Origin of the sequence: Streptomyces sp. CB00316 (assembly GCF_001905595.1) — a bacterium.
In the GTDB taxonomy this organism is placed as follows: domain Bacteria; phylum Actinomycetota; class Actinomycetes; order Streptomycetales; family Streptomycetaceae; genus Streptomyces.
The window spans coordinates 268863-287452 of record NZ_LIXI01000004.1 but is presented as its reverse complement, the minus strand read 5'-3'; the positions used below and the strand labels follow the sequence as shown (position 1 = coordinate 287452).

Below are 18590 nucleotides of genomic sequence, written 5' to 3'. Positions count from 1 at the left end.
GGCCCCGGCGCCCTCGGGCGCCGGGGTCGACCGCTGTCCACGACAACGATGGCGGAGGACGGTGGGGCGGTAGCCGGACCGCCCGCTACAGGGGCAGGGCCCGTAACCCGGGCATCATCCCTGACCAGGGCATCCAGGACCGCGGCAGCCACCGATCGGCGGGCGTGCCGGTAAGACGGGCGCATTCCCTGCTCCCTCCCCGACCGTGCCGGCCGCGTCCGGTCCGGCATCCTCAGGTCATATGCCTGGCCTCAGCCTTGCACGCGACAGCGTCGCCCGCTGCGATTCCACCGGGAAACCCCGGGGCTCATCCCAGCCCGTCCGAGCCAACTCCCAGCCCGTCCGGCGTCCGAGGACGGAACCTTGGCGGGGGTGAGCGGCGGCCCGACCTCCCCGTACACCACAGGGGCGGGCCAGCCAGGAACCCGGCGCCGAATACGTCAGCGCTTGGCCACGAACACGTGCGAAGCGACCTCCGCGTCCAGCTCCGCCGCCTCCCCGCTGGACCCGACCAGCACCCCACCCGGCGACTCCGTCACGCTGACCACGGACCCGGGCTGAACCCCGGCCCGCCGCAGCGTGTACATCAGCTGGGCGTCCGTCTGGATCGGCTCCCCGATCCGCCGCACGACCACGGTCTTGCCCTCCGCACCCGGGTCCAGCTCGGCCAGGCTCACCATGGAGTCGTCCAGGAACGGGTCGGCCTCCGCCTTCTCGCCCAGCTCCTCCAGGCCCGGGATCGGATTCCCGTACGGAGACTCCGTCGGGTGCCGCAGCAGCTCCAGCACCCGCCGCTCCACGGCCTCGCTCATCACGTGCTCCCAGCGACAGGCCTCGGCGTGGACCTGCTCCCATTCCAGGCCGATCACGTCGACCAGCAGGCACTCGGCGAGCCGGTGCTTGCGCATCACACGCGTCGCGAGGCGGCGGCCCTCCTCGGTCAGCTCCAGGTGCCGGTCCCCCGCGACCTGGACCAGCCCGTCGCGCTCCATGCGGGCCACCGTCTGGCTGACCGTCGGACCGCTCTGGTCCAGCCGTTCGGCGATCCGGGCGCGCATGGGGACCACGCCTTCCTCTTCGAGTTCGAGGATGGTGCGGAGATACATCTCCGTGGTGTCGATCAGTCCGGACATACGTGCCCCTCGATGCTGTGACAGAAAATCGTCGTGCGATGGCCCTGCACCAATTCTGACGCATGGCACCGACAACCGTGCCGCCCCGGCCGAAGGCGGTACGACGGAGGCCGCCAGGCGCTATTGACAGGCCACTGGTCCAGACCGCAACGTGATCCGCGGCACCGCCATTCCCACCCCGCAGAAACCCCGCAGAATCCCCGCCGAAAGGGCTCTCCCCGATGAGCGACAGCAAGCTGGCCGGTCAGTTCTTCGATGCGGCGATCGGCCTGCTCCAGCGGGTACGGGACGAGGAGGCGGGCTCCATCGCGGCGGCCGGGGCGGCCATCGCCGACACGGTCGAGGCGGGCGGCCGGCTCTTCGCGTACGGCGCCGGGCACTCCTCCCTCGCCGCCCAGGACGTCGTCTACCGGGCGGGCGGACTGGCCCTGATGAACCTGCTCACGGTGCCCGGAACCACCGGCGTGGACGTCATGCCCGCCACGCTCGGCTCCGCCCTGGAGCGGGTGGACGGCCTGGCCTCGGCGGTCCTGGACTCCAGCCCCGCGACCGCGGGCGACGTGCTCGTCATCATCTCGCTCTCCGGCCGCAACGCGCTCCCGGTCGAGATGGCCCAGAACGCCCGCGCCCTCGGGCTGAAGGTCATCGGCGTCACCTCGGTCGCGTACGCGGAGAGCACCCGCTCCCGGCACACCTCGGGCGGCTTCCTGCGCGACCACTGCGACATCGTCCTGGACAGCAAGATCGCGATCGGCGACGCGGAGCTGAGCGCCCCCGGCATCGAGGCCCCCTTCGCCCCCGCCTCCACCGTGGTCACCAGCGCGATCATGCAGTCGATGATGGCGGCGGCGGCCGAACAACTGGTGACCCGCGGCATCGAGCCGCCGCTCCTGCGCTCGGGGAACGTCGACGGCGGCCACGACTGGAACGGCCGGGTCATGACGGAGTACCGCGAGCGGATCTTCTACCGGCACTGAGCCCCGCGCCCTCGCACTCGGGCACACGTCGGCAGCGTCACCCGGGCCGTGTTGGCGACCGGGTTGTGCACCAGGTGGTCCAGGAGGACCGGGTCGCCCCGGACGCTCACCGGTCGGGCTCCACGTCGACGGTGACAACCCGCTCCTTCGCCTCCGCCGCCGGCGCCTCGGTGACCGTGGCGGTGGTGGCGTCCAGGCCGACCCGTTCGCGCCGCCGCAGCCCCTTCTCGGAGACCGCGAGGAGAGGCCGGAGCACCCGGCCCCGCCACTCCCGCTACTCCCCCGCCCCCACCGCCCGCGCCAGGTCGACGGCCCCCGCGACCCGGGCCGCCACGGTCTCCGCGTACGCCGTGTCCGGGCGCTCGAAGGCGGTCCGGTTCGCCGCGCGCAGGAACGTCAGCACGCCCAGCGTCCGCCCCCGGCTCCGCAGCACCGTGCACAGGGCGTGGGCGGCGTCGTGGGGCCAGCGGCGCTCCGCCGCCCAGGCCGCGGCCGCATCCGCGGCCTCCCCCACGCCCGCACTCGTACGGACCGAGCCCGTCCGCTCGACGGCCTGGAGGGCCGGGTGCCCGGGCCCGTAACGGACCGGGATCGAACCGCCCGCGACCAGCAGACACGGCCCGGGCGCGTCCGAGGGCGTGGCAGCCGTCCGCACCAGGCGCTCGCCCTCCATCACCTCGCCGGCCGTCGGACCGTCTCCCGTCAGGTCGAGGAGTACGTGGTCGGCGAACCCGGCCAGCGCGAAGTCGAGCAGGGAGGTCGCCGCCTCCATGGGGTCCTCGCACTCGGAGGCCGTACGCACCGACCGGTGCAGCTGGCTCGTCCGGAACCGCAGCCGGTCGGCTTCCTGCTGCGCGAGCTTGGCGGCGGTGACATCCCGGAAGAGCCACCCCACCCCGAGCGGAACGGGCTCCTCCGCCAGCGGCGAGGCCAGCCGCAGGAACCCGCTGCGCCAGCACCGCCGCCGCTCGCCCTCCGCCGTACGCAACGTCACCCACAGCTCGGCCGGGGCACCCGGCGCGCCTTCGGCGAGCACGTGTTGCAGGGCCGCCTCCAGCTCCTCCACCCCCTGGACCACCAGCTCACCGAGCGGCCGGCCGAGGAGGGTGGTGCGGCCGCCGCCGAGCGCCCGGGAGGCGTACGCGTTCACCACGGTCGGGCGGAGGTCGACGTCGACGAGCACCACGCCCCAGGACGCGTCCTCCAGCAGCGCCTCGCTCAGCGCGATGGCCCGCTCCAGGTCGATCTGGGCGTGCACCTCGCTGAACGCGCAGTACACCCCGGCGGGCTTGCCGTCGGCGCCCAGCACCCGGGCGGACTGGGTCCGCACGAGCACCCGGCTGCCGTCCTTGCGCAGCAGCGCGAACTCGTGGACCTGGCGCCCCGGCGCGTCCATGGCGGCCATCAGCCGCCCCTGCACCTCGTGCGCGTCGGCCCGGCGCACCGCCCACCCGGCGAAGCCCGTACGCCCTACGGCCTCCTGCGCGGACCAGCCGAGGATGCGTTCGGCCTCGCGGTTCCAGTGGGTGACCACGCCGCCCGCGTCGAAGGCGCAGAGCGCCGCGTCCATGCCGTCGAGGAGGGCGGCGAGCAGTTCGGCCCCGGAGCCGTCGGCGGGAGCCCTTCCGTCGCCGCCGCAGTCGCTGCCGCCGCCGTCACCGCCGGAGGCGGGCGGCTCGGGGCACACGGGCTCCCCCGCGCCCCCGGCTCCCTCGTCGGGTCCGAGCGCGTCGGTGGTACCGCTGCTCCTGGAAGCACTCACTCCGTACCCCCCGCAGAACGTGTCGGCTGTTTTCCCGCGCGTCACCGCGCGTATTGCTGCACGTCAGACCATTCAACTCGAACGTGACCCAGCGCACATCCCCCTTCGCCAAATAAATGGGTTGAGCGGATGGGTTGAGCGGCCGCCGGGACCGCTCGTAGGCTTCTCAGCACACAGGAAAGGAGGTGTTCCGGAAGTGATTTCTCTTCGGACTCGTGAGGTGGCTGCGGGCTGACGCCCGTTGTCACGCACTTTTCGCAGTGCATGGCCGGATGACGGCCAATCCCCAGCAGTCACCGACCCGCAGGCTCGCCGGTAAGTCCGGCCGGCTCCTCCGTGCACGGAGGAACCAGAGCCTGCGGGTTTCTGCGTTTCCCGGGTACCGTCCGGGTGTTTGCGCAGGTGACGGGGGCGCCCTACGGGCAGAGCCGCTCGACCCGCCACCCGGAGGCCGCCGCGCCGTCCCTCACGTACCGCAGCCGGTCGTGCAGCCGGTTCCCGTGCCCCTGCCAGAACTCGATGGTGTCCGGGACGACGCGGAAGCCGCCCCAGTCCGGCGGGACGGGCACCTTCTCGCCCTCCGGATAGCGCGCGGCCAGCTCCCCGTACCGCTCGATGAGCTCCTCGCGGGAGCCGATCACCGTGGACTGGTCACTGGCCCAGGCGCCGAGCTGGGAGCCGTGCGGCCGGGTACGGAAGTAGCCGACGGTCTCCTCCCGGGAGACCCGGGAGGCGGTGCCGGTGACGATCACCTGGCGGGCCATGGGGTGCCAGGGGAAGAGCAGCGAGACGTAGGGGTTGGCGGCCAGCTCGCGGCCCTTGCGGGAGCCGTAGTTGGTGAAGAAGACGAAGCCCCGGTCGTCGTACTGCTTCAGCAGGACCGTACGCGAGGAGGGGCGGCCGTCCGGGGCGGCGGTGGAGACGACCATGGCGTTGGGCTCGTGGAGCACCCCGCCCGCGGCGACCTGGCGGAACCAGCGGGCGAACTGGTCCATCGGGCCGGGGCTGAGGTCGGACTCCACGAAGTCCTCGGAGCGGTACTGCTCGCGCATGGCCGCGGGATCGATGGTGGAATCGTCGGGGAGGGGTCCCGAAGAACCTTCTGGTGTGGGCACAGGCCCATCCTGCCGCAGCGGCGCAGTGTGCCCGGCGGGGAGGGCCGGTAACCACACACCGCCGAAACGGGGTCCTGTGCCGGATGTCACGCTTCCCCGCTCCGTGGGAACCCGCCAATATCTTGGGGCGGGCCCCTGTGGCTTTCGCACAGCCGCCGGCCTTCGTACGGACGGGCGTTGTCCGTGTCCGTACGAACGTGGCCGTAGAGGCCGCGGAGGCCCGCGGGGAGCCGGCCCGCAGGGAGCCGTCGCCCATCCGCCGCCGAACTGAGGGAGCCGCCTGATGTCCGACTTCGTACCCGGTCTTGAGGGAGTCGTCGCGTTCGAAACGGAGATCGCCGAACCGGACAAGGAAGGTGGTTCGCTCCGCTACCGCGGGGTCGACATCGAGGATCTGGTCGGTCACGTCTCCTTCGGCAATGTCTGGGGCCTGCTGGTGGACGGGGCGTTCAACCCCGGGCTGCCGCCGGCCGAGCCGTTCCCGATCCCGGTGCACTCGGGTGACATCCGGGTCGACGTGCAGTCCGCACTCGCGATGCTGGCCCCCGTCTGGGGCCTCAAGCCGCTGCTGGACATCGACGAGGCGACCGCCCGGGACGACCTGGCGCGGGCGGCGGTGATGGCCCTGTCGTACGTCGCCCAGTCGGCCCGCGGCCAGGGCCTGCCGATGGTGCCGCAGAGCGAGATCGACAAGGCACATTCCGTCGTGGAGCGGTTCATGATCCGCTGGCGCGGCGAGCCGGACCCGAAGCACGTCAAGGCGGTGGACGCGTACTGGACGTCGGCGGCCGAGCACGGCATGAACGCCTCGACGTTCACGGCCCGGGTCATCGCCTCGACGGGCGCGGACGTCGCGGCCGCGCTGTCCGGCGCGGTGGGCGCCATGTCGGGCCCGCTGCACGGCGGCGCCCCGTCGCGGGTGCTCGGCATGATCGAGGAGATCGAGCGTACGGGCGACGCCACGGCGTACGTGAAGGGCGCCCTGGACCGCGGCGAGCGCCTGATGGGCTTCGGCCACCGCGTCTACCGCGCCGAGGACCCGCGCGCCCGCGTCCTGCGCCGCACCGCCCGCGAGCTGGCGGCGCCGCGCTTCGAGGTGGCGGAGGCACTGGAGAAGGCCGCGCTGGAGGAGCTGCACGCGCGGCGCCCGGACCGCGTCCTGGCGACGAACGTGGAGTTCTGGGCGGCGATCGTGCTGGACTTCGCGGAGGTTCCGGCACACATGTTCACGTCGATGTTCACGTGCGCCCGTACGGCGGGCTGGTCGGCGCACATCCTGGAGCAGAAGCGCACGGGCCGCCTGGTCCGCCCGTCGGCGACGTACGTCGGTCCCGGTACACGGAACCCGCGCGAGATCGAGGGATACGCCAACATCACGGGCATCGCGGACCTCGCGGGGTGAGTGCGGGGCCCGGGGATGTTGGATGTGCCGGTACGGGGTACTCGTACCGGCACATCTGAGGCGCACCCCTTGCGCATCTGCGACCGAGGAGGCTCACCGTGACCACGCCCCGACCGCTGCGGCCGACCCTGACCCTGTCCAGCACGGTGATCGAAGCCCCGGACGCGGCGGAGCTGGCGGACTTCTACCGCCGCCTCCTGGGGTGGGAGCCGGTGCAGGAGGAGCCCGACTGGGTGAAGCTCCTGCCACCGGGCGGCGGTTCGGGCCTGGGTTTCCAGACGTCGAAGCCGTACGTGCCCCCGGTCTGGCCCGCCTCCCCCGGTGCCCAGCTGATGATGCTGCACCTGGACTTCGAGGTGACGGACCTGGAGGCGGGGGTGGCCCACGCGGTGGCGGAGGGCGCGACACCGGCGGAGTTCCAGCCGCAGCACGACGTACGGGTGCTGTTCGACCCGGTGGGGCACCCGTTCTGCCTGTTCGTGAGCGACCAGGTCCCGGGCGAGACTCCGGCGATCAGCCCGGAGTGGGTGGCGGAGCAGGCCCGGGACATCAGGGCGCAGGACCGGGTGACGGCGGCGGACGCGGTGGAGCCGGGCCGGCGGGAGGCGGCGCGTACGGGGGAGCGGGAGAGCGGGGACGGGGTTCCGGCTTAGGGGGCGTCCGGGGCGGCCACGCCGGCGGACGGGGTGGCCGCGGGGCCATCGACACGTGCGGACGGCTCCCAACCGGCGGAGGGCGCCGGTGCCATGGGCACAGAGCTCACGCTCCCGGCGTGTCGGGCTTGCCGAACACCCAGGCACCGGGCACACGTAACGCCGCCCGCCTCCGACTCGTTGTCGCGAGAGGCGAGAGACATGGGTGGTCGCCGCCCGCGAAAGCCCAGGAGGCTTGGGAAACATGATCGAAGAGGGCGGCGGCCCCGGGGGATGCCCGGCATCGCGGGAGGAGCCGCGCGTCGCGCACTCCCGCACACTGCGATTCTGGCTCGATCCGGCGAATATCGCGGTGCGTCTCGGTCAGGCAGGTCCCGTCGCCAGGACGAGGGCCGGACCAGCGGTCGCCTTCCAGGTCAACGACCCGTCGCTGATCCGTCAAGTCGGCTGTGGGGAGGACACCTTCCAGTCCTGGAGCGCTGACCCGTGCCTTCGGGACTTCACCGGGAACGGTTTCTCCGGATTCGAGGGCCAGGCCCACCGGGACCGGCGCGCGCTGATGAAGCCGGCGCTCGCGGCACCCCGTCTGACGGCTCTGGGACCGTCCGTGCGGGACAGCACCGAGGGCCTGCTCGCCGGGCTTCCCGCAGACCGACCCGTCGACATCCCCGTCGAGATGAGCCGGATCGTGGCGGGACTCGTCATCGAGACCGTGCTGAACAGCGGCATCTCCCCGGACACGCTGGCCGGGCTCGCACGAGCACGTTCCGTGCTGTCCGCGGGGGTGTTCTGGAAGTACGCGCTGTCGCCCTGGCCCTGGGTGCCCACGCCGCGGGGCCGCGCCTTCCGCCGCGCCTTGGGGACACTGAACGAGGCCGCCGGAGAGGTGTATGCACGCCACCGGCCGGACGCGGACGGAAACGACGTCGTCTCCCTGCTCAAACGCGCGTCCGACAACCGGCCGGACGCGGCGCTGCACGACCTGCGGGCGCTGCTGTTCGCCGGCATCGAGGCCACGGCCTCGACCCTCGCCTGGGCCTGCTACGAGTTGGGACGCCACCCCGACCACCAGGCGGCCATCCGGGCGGAGGCCGACGCCGTCCTGGGCACCGACGCCCTGGCCGACGCAGTCCGACCCGACCTGATGCCCCGTACCGCCGGATTCGTCCGGGAGGTCACGCGACTCCACGGCATCCCGTTCCTGGTACGCCGACCCCGCCACGCGACGTACGTCGGCGAACAGCCGGTACCCGCCGGCGCCCTGGTCACCCTGCCCCTGGGCGCGGTGCGCCGCGACCCTGCCCGGTACGCGCGGCCCGAGGAGTTCGACCCGCTGCGCTGGTCGCCCGAGGCCCACCCTCAGCTCTCCCCCGCCGCCCTGCTCCCCTACGGGCTCGGCCCACGGTATTGCCCCGGCGCCGCAGCCTCCGAGATCCTGACGCCCGTCGCGCTGGCGAGCCTGGTCCGCTCGCGGACGCTCCGTACGACGCCGCCCGGCAGGACCGTCCGCGTCAGCCTGGAACTCACCCCCATGCCCAAGGGCCTGACCATGGTGGCCGAACCCCGTGAGCCGCACCCGCCTGTTCCCGGGCCGGCACACGGTGAGCAAGCCGACCCCGTCCGACGGCCCTGAGCGAAGGGACTCCGGGATGGCTCACGGGTACGAACGTGAGTACGCCAACTCATGTGGCGGGCGTCAGCAGACGGCAGAGTTGCGGTCGTTGACAGAACAACCACCGCACCGGGCATACCGCCGTCCCAGGGAGAACCGACATGGCCAAGACCTCTCGTTCGCTGCCGCAGACCCTCCGCCACTACTTGGTGAACCCTCTGGCTCTGGGCTACCTGGGCATCGTGCTCGGGGTGTGCCTGTGGGTCGCCGCGGACGCCTTCTTCGCCTCATCCTCCGGAGACGCCAGCTTCGCCGGCGTGTGGGCCATACTGGCGACCGCCCCGACCTCGCTTCTGTTCACCTTCGCGGGTCCCATAGGCCTGATAGGCATCCCGATCGGTGCCGTCGTCCAAGCCTTCGCTCTCGGCGCCCTGTACCGCTACGTCACCGAACGGCACGCCCAGGGCACCGCGAGCGGCGTCAGCGGCGCCTGACCCCGGAAGGCTGGCCCGCTCCGGCGCAGCCTGACCCCGGAAGGCTGGCCCGCTCCGGCGCCCACAGGCCTTGCCACGGCTTGCGACTCCCCTGACCGAGGCCGGTACGACGAGGAGGGGCCGATCTCATCCGATCCGTAGTCAGACGGCAACTCCTATGCCCTGGCAGGGCGGATGACTTCGAGCGGGTCCCGCAGCCACACCTGCTGCCCCCGGTCGCTCACGGTCAGCCCGAACTGATCAGCATCGGGCCGCCCGACCGTCTCGTACTCCCACCAGGCCTGCTCGATCTCCTCCCACAGGAATCCGGGTCCGTACTGCCACACCTCCTCCCCCGTGGCAGCCGTCGCGGCGCCCCCGCCCTCGCAGGTCGCCCACACCCGGACACCTTCCGGGGTGTCCTGGTGGATGAGCCGCACGCCGGGCAGCCGCGCCCCGGCGTACAAGGCGAACCCGAGGTCCAGGAGCCGCGCCGGATCCAGACCGGCGGCCCGGGCCCGCCCCTTCCCCCGGACGTCATGGAGGTCGGGGGCGCGGTGGGAGCGCATCGGCATGTACGTCGCCCCGCCGCAGAACGGCCCGGTCGCGGTGCCGTCACCCCGGACATGGAGCTGGACCAGGGCCCCGGACCAGAACTCCCGGGCCACCGGGGCGACAAGGACCCCGCCGGGCCGCACCTGCCGCAGCAGCGCGTACGGGACGTGGCGGAGGGCGCAGGTGGCGATCAGCCGGTCGACCGGACCCAGGCCGGGCCACGGCTGCTCACCGTCCCCGATCCGCAGGTGCGGCCGGTACCCGGCCTGCGCGAGTGCGTCGGCCGCCTGCCCGGCCACGACAGCATCCAGCTCGATGCTGTGGACCAGGTCGTCGCCCAGCCGCTCGCAGAGCAGCGCGGCGACGTGCCCCGTCCCGGTCCCGATCTCCAGCACCCGATGCCCGTCCTCGACACCGAGGAGACCGAGCATCCGGGCCACCATCGACGGCATCGAGTTCGACGACGTCGCCACACCGGGCCCGCCCCCGGTCCCGTCGTCGAGCTGGGTGACGACGGGTTCGTCGCTGTTGACCAGGGCGAGCCACTGCTCCGTACCGACGACCGGCTCGCACCGGTCGGCCAGCTGCCGCCAAACGACCGCCGGTACGAACCGGCTACGCGGCACGGCCTCGAACACCCGCCGCCACCGGCCGGTCAGCAACCCACGGTCGGCAAGGTCCTGCACCAGGTCCGGGTAAGTGGGGACGTGCTGTGCGGTACTCACGGCAGCCGGGCGTACTTGGGGCGGCTGCCATCCGGGGACGGCTTCGGCTCCGAAGGCGGGGTCCACGGCTTGTCCGACGGAGGCCCACCATGCTTACCATCGTCCATCAGTGCGGTGCTGCTCATCATGCATCTCCTTTGTGCTGTGGGGTTGTTCGGCTGCCCGGGTGGTGCAGCCGGTAGATCCCGTACGGCGGAAAGAGGTCGACCCGGCGCGGACAGCCGCCCTCCCCGTAACACCTCACCCCCGAGCCCTCCGCCAGACCCGGCCGAGCTTGACGACCGCCGGACACGAGACCCCGGCACAACAGACGGCACAGTGCCGCGTGTGGTCGAGCCAGGCCCTGCAGGCGGTGTTACCCGGGGAAGTGGTCTTCACGAGGCGCCCTCGGCACAGGTGGGGCATTTGCAAGCGGGGTATTCGGGCGCATACTCCGGCCTGTCCAGTGGCGCCACTTCGGCTTCCGGACGGATCACCCGGATACCGCCCTCGCGGTCCACCTCGTACACCTTGATCGTCATCGTCACGACACACGCCCTTCCACTACGCTCGGTCGCTCGGTCGTCACTGTGCCTACGACGGTAGGGAGCAGGGGCCGCCGCTTGAACTGACCGCGAGTACGGGTGTCCGGCTGCGGTCGACAGGCAAGGGGGACACCATGGACGACGGCTCACGCACTTCCCTGACCAGTGGTCAGGGAAGGCCGCAGAGGAGCCGTGGCGGCACCGTGTCCGGGTACGTGTTCCGCCTGATGCGCGAGCAGTTGGGCCACACCCAGGATTCCCTCGCGGAGCAGCTGCGACTTTCGCCCGACACCGTCGCAGGCTGGGAGTCGGGACGCCGCCCCCTGATCGCTGTACCGGTCGGGCAGATGCTCGTATACCGCCATCAGCTCTTCCAGCTGGGCAGTGCGCCGGCCTTGCTCCTGACTTTGGAACGGGCCATGGAGGCCGACGTACTGCTGGCAGCGGCTCTCGACGAGGAAGTACCCGCCCGTGACAGCCCGCTCGGTGCGTGGGTCATACAGCGCGAGCTGGTCGAGGTGCTGTCCTGGCCGCTCAACGGCGTGACTCCAACACCGTTGCGCGCGCTGCCCGACCCACCGCGACCACGCCGGGGCCCCGTACCGCAAGGACCGGAGCTCCCCGCTGCCGACCGTAGGCGCTTCTTTTCCCGCATGCGCCAGGCGGCGGAGCAGGCGCATGGCAGGGACCGCTTTCTGCTACGCCGCCAGGCCCTTTACCTGGCCGGGTACGACGCCGCATCCGACACTTCCGAGTGGCTGGCCCAACAGCAGCGGGCCGAGCGCCCGGACGGCTGGCTGACCAACTGGCTCAACGCCCGTTCGGTCGCGGCCGTCGCCGCCAGGCAGGGCGATCGGGATCGGATGGAGCACTTCATCACCACGGCCCTCACCGATGACGACGCGGGCGAGGCAGCGAACCTCAACTACTGGGCGTACTGGATCGGAGAGGCACCGCATATCCAGCTGTCCGACGACTTCATAGCCGAAACGAACCCAGGCCCGTGGCCCGGCGACAAACTGATGCGTCACCTCGTGCGGGGCTTGACTCCGGACCACGGATTCTTCGATCTGAACGTCCACACTCTGTGGGCGTTGGTCGCCGCCCGCCCGAACCTGCTGCGGCCCGGAACCGTGATGGGAAACGAACTACGCGCATCCCTTCCTGTGATGTTGGATGGTCGGGAGCTGTCGGCACGATCGCGCCGGGAGTTGGAGGGCATCCGGTACGCAATCCGCCTCGCCGAGGCGTGAGAGGAGGGGGTCGTGGCTGACGACCTGTCCGCGGTGGGCCGTTTCCTGTACGAGGCGGGCACGCTCAAGCAGACGCGGCGCACCGGTTGGTGGATGGCCGGGGTCCGTGACCCCGAAAGTGTTGCCGAGCACTCGTGGCGTACGGCGCTGATCGCCACGATCATCGCGAAGCTGGAGGGCGCCGACCCTGCCCGGGCCGCCTACCTCGCCGTGTGGCACGACACGCAGGAGAGCCGGACAGGCGACGTGAACCACCTCGGAAGGAAGTACGCGCCCGTCGGCGACCCGCAGGAAGTCACGGCCGACCAGACGATGGGCATGCCCGAGGTGCTGGCCTCGGCGGTTCGCGAGATGGTCGCGGAGTATGAGGCGAAGAAGTCGCCGGAAGCGGTCTGTGCTCGCGACGCGGACAAGCTGGAGTGCCTGCTCCAGGGCATCGAGTACAAGGCGCAGGGCTACGAGAACGCCCAGCGGTGGATCGACAACAGCCGCGGCCGTCTCGTCACGGAGACCGCGAACCGGCTGGCCGACGAGCTCCTGGCGCAAGGATCACTTGACTGGCTGCGCACCGCCCTCGGGGAGGGCGGGGAATAGCCCAGGTTCAGGGCCCGCGTAACGTAGTTCCGGGTCTCGTCCACCCCACGATCCCGGCGCTTTCGCAGAGGCTGACCAGGGACGCACTATGCGCGCTTGCCCCGAACCCTTCCGCTCTCGCAGTCGTAGTCGCCGCAGCACCGAACTCGGAGATGCGATGGAATTGGAGCCGGGGAGCACCGGAGGGCCGTGCCCCCCTGGGTGGGCGACGGCCTGCTCCTCGCTCGTCCGGGGCTCGGGTCTCAAGCTCCGGCCGCCGAGCTTCGGGGCAGGCCGACTCACTCTTCCGGGTATACGTGGGCGTGTCCTGGCCCGAAGCTCGGGTCCCGGGACACGGGCGTCGGGACGCGAGCCCCGGGGTTCGAGCGCCTTCTTTAACCGGTGGGTAAGAGAAGGGGGTTGGGAAAACCTCCCCTACCTCCCCGACCCGTCACGGCCAGGAAGTATGACTAATCGTGACAGCTTGCGGCGCAGCGTCACGACTGCTTACGGTTCGAGAACCAAACGACCCCGACACGGTGTTGGCACACCAGGCCGGGGTCTGACCGCAAGATCGCTAAGCAGAAGGTCGATCCCGTGGCTACCCAGCACACTAGCTCTGCCCTGCCCGCCCCCGCACGCTCCGCCGCGTACCCGATGGCGAAGCCCGGCTACGGAAAACGTACGGCACCGGGCCAACGCCCCCGCTTGCCGGCCGACTTCAGCCTGCTGCCTGCGCGTGAGCGGTATGTCGCCGCCTTCGTCGACCGCCTCCCCGAGGGCGCGGCGATGAGCGTGAAGCAGCTGGCCAAGCAGCTCCCGCTCTACGGCCAGCAGGCCATCAGCAGCGCCCTGACCGCCCTGTCCGTCGCCGGGCACCTGCGGCGCGTGCGGTGCGCGGTCGGTGCGGGCGACGAGACGCGGTGGGTCTTCCGCACGTTCTGGTCCCGCACGGCACGCGACAACGAGTGGTGGACCGCCCACCTCGCCACCGAGAACTCCAAGCGGGCGGTGGCTCCCGACATCACTTCCGCGCCGCCGTGGGTCCCGGACGAGGAGCCAGCACCGCCGCCTGTCCCGTCGGAGGAGCCCGGTACGGAACAGGCCCCCGAGCCCACCGCCGTACCGCATCAACGCACTCCGGTCCAAGCGCCGGACGGTGAGCCAGCGCCTCCCGCCGAGGCATCGGCCCCGACGCCTCAGCCCTCCCAGGCCACCCCCTCCCCCGCCTACCTCGCCCTGGCCCGCCTCGGCCACGAGGACCGCCGCCTCCCCCTCTCCGCCAACGACTGCGCGGAACTGGAACCACAAGCAGCGCAATGGCTCGCCCGAGGCGTCAACGTCGACTACCTCATCAGCGCCCTCACCGCAGGACTCCCCGCCCAGGTCGACACCCCCCTCGGCTTCATCCGCAAACGCCTCACCGACAAAATCCCACCCAGGATCCCCACCCCCACCAGCACCTCACCCCACACCCCTGACCCCGGCCCAGCCCGCCGCATCCTCATGGAATGCACCGACTGCGGCCGCCCCGGCCCACCAGAAGCCCTCCCCGACGGCCTCTGCCACACCTGCCGCACCACCCACCGACCCCACACCGACAAGACCCCGATCAACCCCACCGAGACCACCGAGACCACCGAGACCACCGACATCAAGACACGCATGACCGACCTCCGCGGCCTGCTCAAAACCGTCTGAGGCCGACAGCGACTTGGCAGAGACACTGAACGCCGGACTCGTGACAGCGGACCGAGAGCTCGCTGGAGCTTTCGGTCCGCGCTGCACGGTGACTGACCCGCGGGGCGATCAGGGACCGCACTGACGTGCTCCTTTCGACAGAATGACAGGATGAACGAAGAGACGACCGATAGCGGAGGGACAAGAGCGGTGTGCTCCTTGGGCCCTGCCGCCGCCTCGGCTCCAGCGATATCGGGCTTGCCCGTTCCGGACTCGCGGGCGGCTTGGCGAAGGATGGGGATGGGCAAGGCACTTCTCACGCTGCTCGCAATCGCCGCGCTGGCCGCGTGCACGGCCCAGCAGGGCGCTATGTGCACACTCACCGACATGGACTCGGGGGTCTCCGTCATCTGGCGGCCGGCCGACTTCGAGGACACCGGAGGAGCCATGATCCGGGTCTGCGTGGACGGCTCGTGCAAGGAGCGCGCGTCCGGCGACCCGAGCGATCCGATCGGACGCGTGTCGGTACAGCTCCCGGAGAACATCGGGGCCAAGAAGCTGCCGGTCGAACTGACCGTGACTCCGGTGAAGGGGAGCAGCCCGGTCAAGGACACCGAGCAGGCCCAGTTGGCCGAGGAACACCCCAACGGCAAGGGCTGCGAACCTGTGGCCTGGGTCGCCTCCTTCCGCGCCGACCCGGTCAAGGGGCTGGTCTCCGCGGAGGGCTTCTCCCTCCAGGGGAAGTAGCGGTACGGGACGGACCGCCGCATGGCAGGGCCGCCCTGGTGCGGGCCGGCCGTGTCGGAGACGCCGACATGGGGCGCCCTTGTCGTTCCGCAGCACGCGCGGTTCCGCCACCCCGCGCTGGGAGGGGGAGTCCCGCGAGGCTGCCAGGGCCGTACGCTCCCCGTCACCGACGGGTGGCGCGTCATCCCGTCCGCTCCCCGGCCTCCTCGGACACGCCCCGCGCGCTCGCACTCGCGCTCGCACTGCCGTTCCCTGACCACTGCTGCTGCCTGCGCACAGCGTCAACGCAGCCGGCGCCACGGCGGCCTACGACCGATCGGGCGGCCGTGCGGACGTTCGACGCCGACTCCTCATCCGTGCGTCAACTCCCCGACTCCGAAAGGCCCGCGCCCGCACCGAGAACCCGCGCCGGCCCACGGGCACGGCTCACCCCAGCCCCTCCTCCACCAGCGCCGCCCACTGCGACACCACCCGCGCACGCCGGGCGGTGTCGTCGGTCAGGAGGTTGGCGAGGCCCAGTCCGCGGGCCATGTCCAGCAGGCCCTGGACCGTCTCGCGGGCGCCGGGGCGGGACTCGTCGGCGCCCAGGAGCTCGACCGCGATGCGGTGGGTCTCGCGGCCCACCCGTGCCTCCAGCTCCGTCACGCGCGGGCGCAGCTGGTCCTCGTTGGACGCGGCGACCCAGAGCTGGAGCGCGGCCCGGAACAGCGGCCCCGTGTACAGGTCCACCAGCGCCGCGACCACCTCCGCGCGGCCCTGGACGGGGAGCGCGCGCAGGGCGGCCGAACGCTCCTCGGCCACGTACTCCACCGCCCCCGTGAACAGGTCCTCGCGGGTCGGGAAGTGGTGCTGGGCCGCGCCCCGCGAGACCCCGGCCCGCTCGGCGACGACCGAGACGGTGGAGCCCGCCCAGCCGTGTTCGGCCAGGCAGGCCACCGCCGCCTCCAGGAGCCGCTGCCGGGTCGCCCGGCTGCGGTCCTGCTTCGGCGCGTGAGCCGATCTCGCAACACTGGAGGATGTCACCGCACCCATGCCGGGTCCCGTCGTTCAAGGAAGGCCGTCACCCCCTCCCTGGCCTCCTCGGAGGCGAACAGCGTGGCAGCTCGGGCGATGAGGCCTTCGGCGTACTGGCCGAAGCTCTCCAGCACCGTAGCCGTGACCAGCTCCTTCGATGCGGCCAGCCCCTGCGGTGACGCCCTGCGCAGGCCGTCCAGGACCGGGACGAGGGCCTGGTCCACGTCCTCGGCGGCCACCGTCACCAGCGAGATCCTCGCCGCCTCCGCCGCGTCGAACCGCTCCCCCGTGAGGTAGTAGCGGTTCGCCGCCGTACGGTCCACGCGCGGCAGCAGCGTCAGGGAGATGACCGCCGGGGCCAGGCCCAGCCGCGATTCCGTCAGCGCGAAGGACGACGCCTCGCCCGCCACCGCGATGTCGCACGCGGCCAGCAGGCCGAGACCTCCCGCCCGGACATGCCCGTCGACGCGGGCCACCACCGGCTTCGGCAGCGCCACGATGTCCCGCATCAGGCCTACGAACGCCGCCGGGTCCGGCGGAGCCGTGAGGTCCGCCCCGGCGCAGAACGTGGACCCCGTGTGGGTCAGCACCACCGCCCGTACGGTGTCGTCGGCGGCGGCCTCCGCCAGCGCCTCCCGGACCTCGTCCACCAGCGCCGCCGAGAGCGCGTTGCGGTTGGCCGGGGAGTCCAGGGCCAGGGTCGCCACACCCCGTTCCCTCGCCCCTACGATCAGAGTCACTGTTCCTCCGTCTTCTCCCGGTCGCGCAGCTCGCGCCGGAGGATCTTGCCGGACGCCGCCCGGGGGACGGCCCCGATGAACTCGGCCTGCCGCACCTTCTTGTACGGGGAGACCCGCTCGGCGACGTACGCCATCACCTCGTCGGTGGTCAGGCCGTCCGCCGCCGGGCCCCGGACCAGGAACGCCTTCGGGACCTCGTTGCCCTCGGCGTCGTACACCCCGATCACCGCCGCGTCCGCCACCTGCTCATGGGTCAGCAGCAGCGCCTCCAGCTCGGCGGGCGCGACCTGGTAGCCCTTGTACTTGATCAGCTCCTTGACCCGGTCGACGACGTACAGCCAGCCTCCCTCGTCGGTCCGGCCGACGTCGCCCGTGTGCACCCAGCCGTCCGCGTCGATCATGTCGGCGGTGGCGTCGGGGCGGCCCAGGTAGCCCTTCATCACCTGCGGTCCGCGGATCAGGATCTCGCCGTCCGTCCCCGGCTCCGCGTCCCGCGCCGGGTCCTCCAGCGACACGATCCGCATCTCGGTGTTCGGCAGCAGCTTTCCCACCGCGCCCGCCGGCGGCTCCTCCACGGAGAGCGGCACCACATGCGTGCCGGGCGACAGCTCCGTCATCCCGTACGCCTGCCGCACCGGCGGCACCCCCAGCCGGGCCGAGCACGCCTCCGCCAGCTCGGCGTCGAGCGGGGCGGCGGCGCTGACGATGTACCGGAGCGACGACAGGTCGTACTCCCCCACCAGCGGGTGCTTCGCCAGCGCCAGCACGATCGGCGGAGCCACGTACAGGCCGGTGATGCGGTGCGTCTGGATGGCCTCCAGGAACTGCGCCAGGTCGAAGCGCGGGAGGACGACGACGGTCGAGCCGCAGCGCAGGGGCGCGTTCATGAGCGCCGTCAGGCCGTAGATGTGGAAGAAGGGGAGAACAGCGAGGATGCGGTCACCCTCCCCCATCGGGATGAACGGTCTCAGCTGCTCCAGATTCGTCGCGATCGACCGGTGCGTCAGCATCACGCCCTTCGGCGTGCCCGTCGTGCCGGAGCTGTACGGGAGCGCCGCCACGTCCTCGCCGGGGTCGATGGCGACGGCCGGCTCGGGGGCGGTGGAGGAGAGCATGTCCAGGATGGAGGTGTGGCCCTCCGCCTGGTCGCAGACGTAGATCTCCTGGACGCCGCCGGCCAGTTCGGCCGCCCGGCGGGCCGTCTCCAGGAGCGGGGAGACGGTCACGATCCACTTCGCCCCGCTGTCGGCCAGCTGCTTGGCGAACTCCTCGGCCGTCGCCAGCGGGTGGACCGTCGTGACGGAGGCCCCGGCGCGCGTCGCGCCGTAGAAGACGGCCGGGTACGCGATGGTGTTCGGGCTGTGTAGGGCGAGCACGTCGCCCTTCCTGACCCCCGCCTCGGCGAGTGAGGCGGCGATCCGCCGGTGGAATCCGTCGAGTTGGGCGTACGTGAGGGACATGCCGTTCGTCCCGTCGATCAGGGCGACCGTGTCACCGAACCCGGCGGCCCCGCCGAGGACCGCTTCGTGGATGGGCTCGTCGAGGGCCGGTACTTCTGCGTACTCACTGCGGAACACCATGGCAGTCAACCCCTGTCGTCGCGGTGGCCCGCGCCGCCCGGGAGGCGGCGCGGGACACCGTGCGGGTGTGGA

At 71.8% G+C, this 18590-nt stretch carries 18 protein-coding genes; 9 read left to right on the top strand and 9 right to left on the bottom strand.

Annotation, left to right across the window (positions count from 1 at the left end; all coding sequences use genetic code 11):
• Positions 1–440: 440 nt before the first annotated feature.
• Positions 441–1133, bottom strand: a complete 693-nt coding sequence (locus AMK21_RS12750; protein ID WP_073877280.1) for a metal-dependent transcriptional regulator — start codon at positions 1131–1133, stop codon at positions 441–443.
• A 221-nt stretch (positions 1134–1354) separates the two neighbouring features.
• Here AMK21_RS12750 and AMK21_RS12745 point away from each other — a divergent pair, with 221 nt between their 5' ends.
• The gene (locus tag AMK21_RS12745; RefSeq protein ID WP_073877278.1) at positions 1355–2110 is read left to right on the top strand and encodes an SIS domain-containing protein; all 756 of its coding nucleotides are present in this window, start codon (positions 1355–1357) and stop codon (positions 2108–2110) included.
• Between the two features lie 106 nt (positions 2111–2216).
• Here the strand turns inward: AMK21_RS12745 and AMK21_RS12740 are convergent, their stop codons facing one another.
• The 3 genes from AMK21_RS12740 to pdxH form a co-directional block, all read right to left on the bottom strand.
• A complete protein-coding gene (locus AMK21_RS12740) occupies positions 2217–2366 on the bottom strand; it encodes a hypothetical protein (protein ID WP_234421917.1) in 150 nt (49 codons plus the stop codon).
• Between the two features lie 18 nt (positions 2367–2384).
• A complete protein-coding gene (locus tag AMK21_RS12735) occupies positions 2385–3872 on the bottom strand; it encodes a PAS domain-containing protein (RefSeq protein ID WP_073877276.1) in 1488 nt (495 codons plus the stop codon).
• Between the two features lie 416 nt (positions 3873–4288).
• Positions 4289–4924, bottom strand: coding sequence for a pyridoxamine 5'-phosphate oxidase (gene pdxH, locus AMK21_RS12730; RefSeq protein WP_107429916.1), 636 nt, complete (start codon positions 4922–4924; stop codon positions 4289–4291).
• Between the two features lie 346 nt (positions 4925–5270).
• Here pdxH and AMK21_RS12725 point away from each other — a divergent pair, with 346 nt between their 5' ends.
• From AMK21_RS12725 to AMK21_RS12710, 4 genes are all read left to right on the top strand, one after another.
• Entirely contained in the window at positions 5271–6389 is a 1119-nt protein-coding gene (locus AMK21_RS12725; protein WP_073877272.1) for a citrate synthase 2, read from the top strand.
• A 98-nt stretch (positions 6390–6487) separates the two neighbouring features.
• Entirely contained in the window at positions 6488–7042 is a 555-nt protein-coding gene (locus AMK21_RS36660) for a VOC family protein (RefSeq protein ID WP_073877270.1), read from the top strand.
• A 244-nt stretch (positions 7043–7286) separates the two neighbouring features.
• Complete coding sequence (locus AMK21_RS12715; protein ID WP_073877268.1) at positions 7287–8675, top strand: cytochrome P450; 1389 nt, start codon at positions 7287–7289, stop codon at positions 8673–8675.
• 140 nt (positions 8676–8815) lie between these two features.
• The gene (locus tag AMK21_RS12710) at positions 8816–9148 is read left to right on the top strand and encodes an SCO4225 family membrane protein (RefSeq protein ID WP_073877266.1); all 333 of its coding nucleotides are present in this window, start codon (positions 8816–8818) and stop codon (positions 9146–9148) included.
• 155 nt (positions 9149–9303) lie between these two features.
• Here the strand turns inward: AMK21_RS12710 and AMK21_RS12705 are convergent, their stop codons facing one another.
• Positions 9304–10407, bottom strand: coding sequence for a methyltransferase domain-containing protein (locus AMK21_RS12705; RefSeq protein WP_073877264.1), 1104 nt, complete (start codon positions 10405–10407; stop codon positions 9304–9306).
• A gap of 374 nt (positions 10408–10781) precedes the next feature.
• Entirely contained in the window at positions 10782–10934 is a 153-nt protein-coding gene (locus AMK21_RS35400) for a hypothetical protein (protein ID WP_199863185.1), read from the bottom strand.
• A gap of 131 nt (positions 10935–11065) precedes the next feature.
• Here AMK21_RS35400 and AMK21_RS12700 point away from each other — a divergent pair, with 131 nt between their 5' ends.
• From AMK21_RS12700 to AMK21_RS12680, 4 genes are all read left to right on the top strand, one after another.
• Complete coding sequence (locus tag AMK21_RS12700; RefSeq protein WP_073877262.1) at positions 11066–12184, top strand: helix-turn-helix domain-containing protein; 1119 nt, start codon at positions 11066–11068, stop codon at positions 12182–12184.
• 12 nt (positions 12185–12196) lie between these two features.
• Positions 12197–12778 (top strand): HD domain-containing protein, encoded by a 582-nt coding sequence (locus AMK21_RS12695; RefSeq protein WP_073877260.1) that lies wholly within the window; start codon positions 12197–12199, stop codon positions 12776–12778.
• A gap of 576 nt (positions 12779–13354) precedes the next feature.
• Complete coding sequence (locus AMK21_RS12690) at positions 13355–14458, top strand: MarR family transcriptional regulator (protein WP_234421916.1); 1104 nt, start codon at positions 13355–13357, stop codon at positions 14456–14458.
• A 279-nt stretch (positions 14459–14737) separates the two neighbouring features.
• Positions 14738–15184: a hypothetical protein gene (locus tag AMK21_RS12680; RefSeq protein WP_073877256.1), complete on the top strand. Its 447-nt coding sequence runs from the start codon at positions 14738–14740 to the stop codon at positions 15182–15184.
• Positions 15185–15610: 426 nt separating this feature from the next.
• Here the strand turns inward: AMK21_RS12680 and AMK21_RS12675 are convergent, their stop codons facing one another.
• From AMK21_RS12675 to AMK21_RS12665, 3 genes are read right to left on the bottom strand one after another with little or no spacing between them, the layout of a single operon-like run.
• Positions 15611–16216, bottom strand: coding sequence for a TetR/AcrR family transcriptional regulator (locus tag AMK21_RS12675; protein ID WP_073877248.1), 606 nt, complete (start codon positions 16214–16216; stop codon positions 15611–15613).
• Positions 16204–16938 (bottom strand): enoyl-CoA hydratase family protein, encoded by a 735-nt coding sequence (locus AMK21_RS12670; RefSeq protein ID WP_073877246.1) that lies wholly within the window; start codon positions 16936–16938, stop codon positions 16204–16206. The genes AMK21_RS12675 and AMK21_RS12670 overlap by 13 nt, the downstream gene beginning before the upstream one ends.
• Positions 16935–18518 carry a 4-coumarate--CoA ligase family protein gene (locus AMK21_RS12665; RefSeq protein WP_073877244.1) on the bottom strand — a complete coding sequence of 528 codons (1584 nt, stop codon included), beginning with the start codon at positions 18516–18518 and terminating at the stop codon, positions 16935–16937. The genes AMK21_RS12670 and AMK21_RS12665 overlap by 4 nt, the downstream gene beginning before the upstream one ends.
• Positions 18519–18590 lie beyond the last annotated feature (72 nt).

Coding starts and splice junctions, on each gene's coding strand:
- pdxH (WP_107429916.1), bottom strand. CDS start 4,924: ATGCGCGAGCAGTACCGCTCCGAGGACTTCGTGGAGTCCGACCTCAGC.
- AMK21_RS12680 (WP_073877256.1), top strand. CDS start 14,738: ATGGGCAAGGCACTTCTCACGCTGCTCGCAATCGCCGCGCTGGCCGCG.
- AMK21_RS12715 (WP_073877268.1), top strand. CDS start 7,287: ATGATCGAAGAGGGCGGCGGCCCCGGGGGATGCCCGGCATCGCGGGAG.
- AMK21_RS12675 (WP_073877248.1), bottom strand. CDS start 16,216: ATGGGTGCGGTGACATCCTCCAGTGTTGCGAGATCGGCTCACGCGCCG.
- AMK21_RS12745 (WP_073877278.1), top strand. CDS start 1,355: ATGAGCGACAGCAAGCTGGCCGGTCAGTTCTTCGATGCGGCGATCGGC.
- AMK21_RS12725 (WP_073877272.1), top strand. CDS start 5,271: ATGTCCGACTTCGTACCCGGTCTTGAGGGAGTCGTCGCGTTCGAAACG.
- AMK21_RS12710 (WP_073877266.1), top strand. CDS start 8,816: ATGGCCAAGACCTCTCGTTCGCTGCCGCAGACCCTCCGCCACTACTTG.
- AMK21_RS12665 (WP_073877244.1), bottom strand. CDS start 18,518: ATGGTGTTCCGCAGTGAGTACGCAGAAGTACCGGCCCTCGACGAGCCC.
- AMK21_RS12700 (WP_073877262.1), top strand. CDS start 11,066: ATGGACGACGGCTCACGCACTTCCCTGACCAGTGGTCAGGGAAGGCCG.
- AMK21_RS12750 (WP_073877280.1), bottom strand. CDS start 1,133: ATGTCCGGACTGATCGACACCACGGAGATGTATCTCCGCACCATCCTC.